The sequence below is a fragment of the Longibacter sp. genome, from assembly GCF_051155795.1.
In the GTDB taxonomy this organism is placed as follows: domain Bacteria; phylum Bacteroidota; class Rhodothermia; order Rhodothermales; family Salinibacteraceae; genus Longibacter.
This window is the reverse complement of the sequence record NZ_DAXETW010000164.1, coordinates 1-7,937: the sequence shown is the minus strand read 5'-3', so window position 1 is coordinate 7,937 and position 7,937 is coordinate 1. Positions and strand designations below refer to the sequence as shown.

Sequence of the window (7,937 nt, the reverse complement as noted above, 5' to 3'; positions counted from 1 at the left end):
CCGTCGCACCCAGCGACGACCAGCAATACGACGGCAACAAGCCAACCAGGAGCAGAACAGGAGGATGAAGTCCGGGATCGTTCCATGTCAAACTCATTCTGAAGTGAAGAGGAAGCGGCGAATACGGCTGACCTGCACGTGATACGGTGACGGTCTCGAGAGTGACTACCGCCCCCTACCCTTTGCCCGAGATGTGCTGGCTCTGCCAGTTACACGTATGTATAAGGCCGTGTTTCTGCTTTTTACACGCAAATGATTTTGTATACACACTATGTTGTTTTCACGGCGCGATTCAGTCACGAACGTCCGCCGGCGCCTGAAGGAATCGAGCGTGACGCTCACACGGCCCCCATTCCGACCGCTGAACCCTTTCATACCCTGTTTGGCCGATGGATCGCAAAGAGTAAGCGCACCCGTTCACTTCTATCGCAAGCCGTATGGGGGTTCTCTCTCAATGACGCAGCAGACATGGTGCACAGGATCACCCAAGCCTCGTGTCACGAGCACAGCAACGACCGACCATCGGGAGGTCCGTATGTATGGATTGCCGAAGACTGCCAGCCAAACAGGTTCTCATCGTTTCGTTTCTGAGAATGGGACGCCCGACCCCGCCTCTTTCAGACGAAAAGGGGTAGCATCGACCCATCGGGCATAAGATGCCTGCCACGCACCGACAGAATCCCCCAATAGCCCCTTCATCGCCGTTATGCCGTTGCGTCTTTCTCCTTCCGCGCATACTCTCCTTTTCGTTCTTTCTGTCGCGTTGCTTGCCGGTTGCGTGAGCACCGAGGAGCGGTATCAGCGTGTTCAAACATACCAGAAGGAGGGGAAACCGGTCGCTGCGGCCTTCGAGATGGTGAAGGTGCTGGATGACGACTCCGGGTGGCCGAACGGACGACGCGAGTTGAACACCCTGGCCACGGAGGCGATGGCGCACCTCATGGAGCGGTCGCGAGATCGGCTTCAGACGGGGGCTCCCCTGGATGCGGTTGCATCGCTCGACCGAATCGACGCCCTGCGCTCCGCCTGTCGATCTGTCGACGTTTCGATCAACGAGCCCGCCGATTACGGGTCGCTGCGGGCCCGATCGGTGGATGCGTCGTACGCGCTGCTGATGGATCGAGCCGAGGAGGCGGAGGCGAACGGGCAGTGGTCGGCTGCAGCGAGTGCGTATGACGAGGCGCGCCGGTTTGCCCCGGGCGACCGCGCCCTGAGCGACATCGACCGGCGTCAGGCGGACGTCCATCTCGCATGGGCGGAGCAAGACATGGAGCGCGGCGCCTTCCGGTCGGCCTTCAGCCGTGCGGAGACGGCCGCCGGATTTCTCCCCGAGCAGAGCGTCATGCTGGACGATGTACGCGGGATCCAGGATGCCGCCGTCGCGGAAGGGACGCGCCTGGCGGCCTTCTTGCCGCTCTGGCAGACGCGTGAGGCCGCCGACAGGCTGCCGGATGGCTTCCTTCGTGAACTGAACGACGTTCTGACGCTCCGCTACTGGTCGGACCCGCCCATCTTCGTTGCCTCCGTGCCGCCGGTGCCGACGCGTCGAGTGCTGCGGCGGTACGACCTCCACCGCACCGTGCTCTCGCGTGAGCAGGCCGCCCGGGTCGGTCGCCAGCTGGAAACCGACTTCGTGATAGCGGGCGACGTGGTCGGGTACCGGGAGGAGCGCGACGATGTCGAGACCATCCCTCGAACGGCCGAGTGGTCCATTTCAACGCCGTCCGGCCGGGGCGCTACGCGGGGTCGGGAAGCCGCCGAACCGCGGGACACTACTTTCTTCGTCGAGGAGTACGATCGCGAGCTGTACGCCACCGTGGAGATTCGACTGATCGATCCGCGCGCTGGTCGGACGCTCGTGACGCACACGATCGAGGTTGACGTCGAAGGGCCGATGGAGCGCGGCGCATTCGACGGCGACTGGCGCAACCTCGACCTCAGCGGCGCCGAGACGAGCCTTTTCCGTCCGGAAGACGTGCGCAAGCGGGAACGTGACCTGGAATTGGCTCTGGCCGATGCCGTGGCAGCCGCCGTCGCTCAGGAAACGTTCGACCGAATCGTCGAGACCATTCCGTGAGGGAGGGGAAGGGTGAATTGCGAACGGCGAATTGCGAAGGTCGGACTCTTAAAACCGAAGGAGTCACCGTTTACTCTTACGGGGCCGCAGCCCACAATTCTCATCGCCGTGAACCCCCACGTGCGAACGCTTCTACGGACCAACGAGCCAACGTCCCAGCGCATCAACGTCTCAACGAGCCAACGTCCCAACGTCCCAACGCATCGACGCCCCAACCGTCAATCGTTGAGTCCGACGCGGTTGAAGATGCGGTCGACGTTTCGGATGTGGTAGCTTGGATCGAAGGCGTCTTCGATGTCCTCCCGGGTCAGCACCTCCGTGATCTCGTCGGCGGCCGCGACGATTTCCTGAAACGGGCGCTCCTCCTCCCAGGCCTGCATGGCGAGGGGCTGGACGCGGTCGTAGGCTTCCTCCCGGGTTAGGCCCTGATCGATCATCTTCAGCATGAGGCGTTGGCTGTTATAGAGGCCGTACGTCATCTCCATATTCGAGCGCATGCGATCTGCCTTCACCACGAGGCGCTCGATGATCCCGGAGAAACGGCGGAGTGCGTAGTGCAGAAGCGTCGTCGCATCGGGGAGGACGACGCGCTCGACGGATGAGTGGCTGATGTCCCGTTCGTGCCAGAGCGCGACGTTTTCGTACTCGCTGACCATGTAGCCGCGCAGCAGACGGGCGCAGCCGCTGATGTTCTCCGAGCCGACCGGATTCCGCTTGTGCGGCATCGCCGACGATCCCTTCTGACCTGAGCCGAACGATTCTTCGACCTCGCGGACCTCACTCCGCTGAAGGTGGCGGATCTCGACGGCCATCTTCTCCAGCGTGGACCCGATCCCGGCCAGCACGCCGAGGTAGTGAGCGTGTCGGTCTCTGGAGAGGACCTGCGTGGAAATCGGTGCGGGACGGAGGCCGAGGCGCTCGCACGTGAGGCGCTCCACCTCCGGTGGAATATGCGCGAATGTCCCGACCGCACCCGAGAGCTTGCCGACCCGCATGTCTTCGGCCGCCTGCTCGAATCGCTGCTTCTGGCGCTTCATCTCGTCGTAGTACCGCGCCATCTTGAGCCCGAACGTCGTGGGCTCGGCATGGACGCCGTGGGTGCGCCCCATCGTGAGCGTGTGCTTGTGCTCCTTCGCCTTCGCCGCGAGCGTGTCGATGGTTCGGTCGATCTGCGTCCGTAGTAGGCTGTTCGCCTTTTTCAAGCGGACCATGTACGCCGTGTCCACCACATCGGTGCTCGTCAGCCCGTAGTGGACCCACTTCTTCTCCGGCCCCAGCGTTTCGCTGACCGCCCGCGTGAACGCCACGACGTCGTGTTTCGTCTCCTCCTCGATCTCGTGGATTCGGTCGACGTCGAAGCTCGCATCCGCGTAGAGCGTTTCCACGTCCTCCGGCGGAATCGCGCCGATCTCCGACCACGCGGCACAGGCGGCAAGCTCAACATCGAGCCACGAGTCATACTGTTTTTCTTCGCTCCAGAGGGCACCCATCTCCGGGCGTGTATATCGATCGATCATTCAGACGGTCGGACAGATTATGCGGCAGGCGACGATGCGAACACCCTTCAAGGTAACGGTTGCATCGCCCCGAATGCCAGCATCTCTTTGCAATCTGTGTGAGGAGCTATGGTCGGCTCTGCCGACCGATGGCCCCTGTCTTTGACGAATGAGTGCTCGACGCCGAACGTCCGGGCTCTCCCCTCCGGTTTGCTTCTCTTCGGTAGAAAGAACGACCCGGCGCAGAATATTCCACGGGAATCGACTGGTTTTGCCATGCAAAGGACACGGCGCCCGGGAATTCCCCCTCGGACGAGCCAGAAGCGAACGGATTACGTCATCTCAAAAAAAATTAGCAGAGATACGCAACCTTCTTTATAATCGCACACAAGACTATTATTGTGTACAGGTTAATGTTAATTTAACTCTCAGTTAACTATGGTTTCCGGTGTGCTTCATGCGAACACCACGCCATTTCGGCGCTCGGCCCACCCACCCGCCTGGATTCGCTCCGGTGACGCGTTCGACGTTCAAGCCGGAGAACATTCTTGCGTGCGTCTGCAGGCGGTGGACCAGCTCCAGTCTACTCGATTGATCGACCCGATGGCGTCTTTCGCAGGCCAACGTCTCTCGCTCCTTCTGCTTCTTCCCCTTCTCTTATGATGTCGACCATACTCAAACGCGGGGTTCCATGTGCCCTGCTTGCCCTCCTCTTCGTGTTTACTGCATGTGACGACGGAACACCGGTTTCAACACCAACCGCGGAATCCCCAACACCGGCAACGTACAGCTCATCGAAGTCCGGGTCCGACGTGATTCCGGGACAGTACATCGTGGTGTTCAAAGACGGTGTTCATCGACTCCGATCTCGAGCACAGGCTCTCGCCAAAGCGCACAGCGGTGAGGTGGGGTTCATCTACGAAACCGCGTTTCAGGGTTTCTCGATTCGGGCGTCCGAGCAGGCGGCAAATGCCCTCACGAACAACCCGGATGCTGCTTACGTCGAGCCCGACCAGCGCGTCCAGGCCATTGGCACCCAGAGCCCTACGACATGGGGCCCGACCGATCGGACCAGCGAGACCTGCCGCTCGACGACAGCTACGCGTACGGTGCCACGGGCGCCGGTGTGACGGCCTACATCCTCGATACCGGAATTCGGACCTCGCACAACGACTTCGGGTCGCGGGCGAGTATGGTATGCGATGCTATCGGCGATGGTCAGAATGGTCAGGACTGCGACGGCCACGGAACGCCTGTCGCCGGGACCGTTGGCGGTAGCACCTACGGCGTCGCAAAAGACGTCAGCCTCGTCGCTGTACGCGTTCTCGACTGCCAGGGCAGTGGTTCGATCAGTGGTGTGGTCGCCGGCGTCGACTACGTCACGGCGAACGCGCAGAAACCAGCCATGGCGAACATGAGCCTCGGCGGCGGCAGCAGCACGACTCTCGACGATGCCGTTCGCAACTGCATCTCTTCCGGTGTACAGTACGCGATTGCTGCCGGAAATGGTGACTTTCTCGGCCGCGAGCAGGATGCATGCGACGGATCGCCGAGCGGGGTAACGGAAGCCATGACCATCAGCGCGACGGATACCACCGACACAAAGGCCTCCTTTGCCAATGACGAAGCGTGCGTCGACTTCTTTACTCCCGGCGTCAGCATCACATCGGCGTGGATCGGCAGCGACGATGACACGAACACCATCAGTGGGACGTCCATGGCGGCCCCGCATGCGGCCGGAGCGGCGGCGCTGTATCTGGAGTCGAACTCGTCGGCCTCCCCAACGCAGGTTCGCGATGCTCTCTACAACGCCACCACGAAGGGGATCGTCGCAGACGCCAATTCGGCTAACAACGACCTCCTGTACACGCTGGACTTCACCGGTGACGGTGGGGGCGGCGACGGCGGCACGACCACCGCGTCTCCAACGGCCAACTTCAGCAGCACGACCTCCGGCCTGACCGCGTCATTCACCGACCAAAGTAGTGATAGCGACGGGTCGGTCAGTAGCTGGAGCTGGGACTTCGGCGACGGCTCGACATCAACGGCCCAGAACCCGTCTCATACCTACGGAGCCTCAGGCGACTACTCGGTGACCCTGACCGTCACGGATGATGCCGGAACGACGGACTCGGCGACGCAGACGGTTAGCGTATCCGACGGGACAGCCAATATCACCCTTTCCACGAACGGGTTCAAACAGCGCGGCCGTCACCAGATCGAGCTTTCGTGGAGCGGGGCTACGTCAGCGGACGTGGACGTGTACCGCAACGGCTCGCCGGTCACGACGACGGCGAACGACGGCTCCTTCACGGACTCAACAAATAACCGGGGCGGTGCCTCCTACACGCACACCGTGTGTGAAGCGGGCACGGACACCTGCTCCAGCACCGTGACAACCACCTTCTAACGTTTGGTCCCCCATCGCGCTGCCATGCACCGACCGGGCTATACGGCCCATTGAGGGACTTGGCATCGCGTGTCCGGCTCCGGGTTACGGTCCGGAGCAACGCGGCGGTTCTCTCAGGAGGACTGCCGCGTTCTCTTTTCCGGACTCTTTGATGACGGCATGCCTCCTCGATCTTCCCGGGCATTCGTGGGGCCAGCGCCCGGCGTTTCTCTCACTGCTCCACACCCTAACCCTCAACATCCACCGCCTTCATTGAAGCGCATCGTGACAGATGTCAATTATACATGACCAACCTTACGCAACGTAGATTTTACCGCCAGAAAATAAGCCAACACTAAGGTTCCCGTCACGTCTATGTATTTTCTTTAAAACGTGAAGTTTCGGTTTCGTAATTATGACCGATCCGTTAAGATTGTTAGTGCTTTCGAGGAAATGGCTGCGCCTCCCGGTCATCCATAGGCTGAAGCTCAGATAGCCTGCTGGGGGCGCTTGTCATTTCCGGACACGTGATGCTCATTATTTCCATCCCCTGTATGAACTTTGCTTCCGCACTACGGCGCGGTCTCGCTTTCGGCGTGATGGCGCTGCTCCTACTCACCACGGCATGTGACTCGCCGTCGCCCACGGCGACGTCCGATTCTTCTAAAGCAAACGTCGAGTCGTCCTTCAGCAAGGATGCCCCGGCCGACAAACCCGGGTCCTCGGAACTCCCCGGCGATGAAGTATCCGAGCCGATCCCCGGCCAGTATATCGTGGTTCTCCACGAGGATGCTGTTTCCGTGAAGAGCGATGCCGCCGTTCGCTCGATCGCGACCTCGATGCTTGGCAAATCTGCCGATCTGAAATACACGTACACGACGGCCCTCCAGGGTTTCACCGCGGCGGGCGTGTCGGAGAAACAAGCTGACGCCCTGTCCTCCGACTCGCGCGTCAAGTTCGTCGAGCAGGACCGCACGGTGCACGCCTATGCCACACAGTCCGGCGCCACGTGGGGTCTTGATCGCGTGGATGCTCGCTCCGGAACCGACGGCGATTACAACTACACGGCGACCGGTGCCGGTGTGAATGCCTACATCATTGATACGGGTATTCTGCCAACGCATAACGACTTCGGCAGCCGCGCCTCGACGTTTTACGACGCGTTCAACGACGGCCAGAACGGCGTCGACTGCGACGGGCACGGCACACACGTTGCCGGTACGGTTGGCGGCAGTGAATACGGCGTTGCGAAGGATGTGACGCTCTACGGCGTCCGCGTTCTGGACTGCTCCGGCGGCGGTACGCTTTCGAGCGTGACGAACGGCGCCGACTACGTCGCGCAAAATCACACCAAGCCGGCCGTGGCCAACATGAGCCTCGGCGGTGGCGCCAGCTCCACCATCGACAACGCCGTGCAGGGCATGATCAATGCCGGCGTGACGACGGTCGTGGCGGCCGGTAACTCCAATACGGACGCGTGCAACCAGTCGCCCGCCCGGGTGGCCGACGCCATCACCGTTGGCTCGACCACGTCGTCTGACTCCCGGTCCTCGTTCTCGAACTACGGTTCGTGCGTGGACATCTTCGCGCCGGGCTCGAACATCACCTCGGCCTGGTACACGAGCAACTCCGCGACGAACACGATTAGCGGTACGTCGATGGCGTCCCCGCACGTTGCAGGTGGAGCCGCCCTCTTCCTGGAAGACAACCCCGGTGCTTCCCCGTCGCAGGTCACCAACGCGTTGACCAGCACGGCGACGCAGGGCGCGATTTCCGGCGTGAACGGTTCGCCCAACCTGCTGCTCTACTCGCTTCTCACGTCCGACGGATCGGGCGGCGGTGGCGGTGACGACGGCGGTGACGACGGTGGCTCGACAGCTCCGTGCACCAGCTGCGACCTCTACAGTGGCACGCTGAGTGGCGGCGGTGACAGCGACTACCAGCCGGACGGTTCGTACTACGCCGGAAACGGTAG

At 61.7% G+C, this 7,937-nt stretch carries 5 protein-coding genes; 4 read left to right on the top strand and 1 reads right to left on the bottom strand.

What is annotated here, in order from left to right; genetic code table 11:
- Positions 1-706 precede the first annotated feature (706 nt).
- A complete protein-coding gene (locus tag ACFCU0_RS15515; protein WP_434974593.1) occupies positions 707-2,077 on the top strand; it encodes a hypothetical protein in 1,371 nt (456 codons plus the stop codon).
- A 218-nt stretch (positions 2,078-2,295) separates the two neighbouring features.
- On the opposite strand, the gene purB is transcribed toward ACFCU0_RS15515, so the two are convergent.
- Entirely contained in the window at positions 2,296-3,594 is a 1,299-nt protein-coding gene (gene purB, locus ACFCU0_RS15510; protein ID WP_434974592.1) for an adenylosuccinate lyase, read from the bottom strand.
- Positions 3,595-4,232: 638 nt separating this feature from the next.
- Here purB and ACFCU0_RS15505 point away from each other — a divergent pair.
- From ACFCU0_RS15505 to ACFCU0_RS15495, 3 genes are all read left to right on the top strand, one after another.
- Positions 4,233-4,703, top strand: a complete 471-nt coding sequence (locus ACFCU0_RS15505) for a protease inhibitor I9 family protein (RefSeq protein WP_434974591.1) — start codon at positions 4,233-4,235, stop codon at positions 4,701-4,703.
- Entirely contained in the window at positions 4,625-5,983 is a 1,359-nt protein-coding gene (locus ACFCU0_RS15500) for a S8 family serine peptidase (RefSeq protein WP_434974590.1), read from the top strand. Before ACFCU0_RS15505 ends, ACFCU0_RS15500 begins: the two co-directional genes overlap by 79 nt.
- Positions 5,984-6,516: 533 nt before the next feature.
- The coding region (locus ACFCU0_RS15495) for a S8 family peptidase (RefSeq protein WP_434974589.1) at positions 6,517-7,937 on the top strand (1,421 nt) is incomplete at its 3' end.

Excerpts from the sequence above, each read along its gene's own strand:
- purB (WP_434974592.1), bottom strand. The coding sequence starts at position 3,594 with ATGATCGATCGATATACACGCCCGGAGATGGGTGCCCTCTGGAGCGAA.
- ACFCU0_RS15505 (WP_434974591.1), top strand. The coding sequence starts at position 4,233 with ATGATGTCGACCATACTCAAACGCGGGGTTCCATGTGCCCTGCTTGCC.
- ACFCU0_RS15515 (WP_434974593.1), top strand. The coding sequence starts at position 707 with ATGCCGTTGCGTCTTTCTCCTTCCGCGCATACTCTCCTTTTCGTTCTT.
- ACFCU0_RS15500 (WP_434974590.1), top strand. The coding sequence starts at position 4,625 with ATGGGGCCCGACCGATCGGACCAGCGAGACCTGCCGCTCGACGACAGC.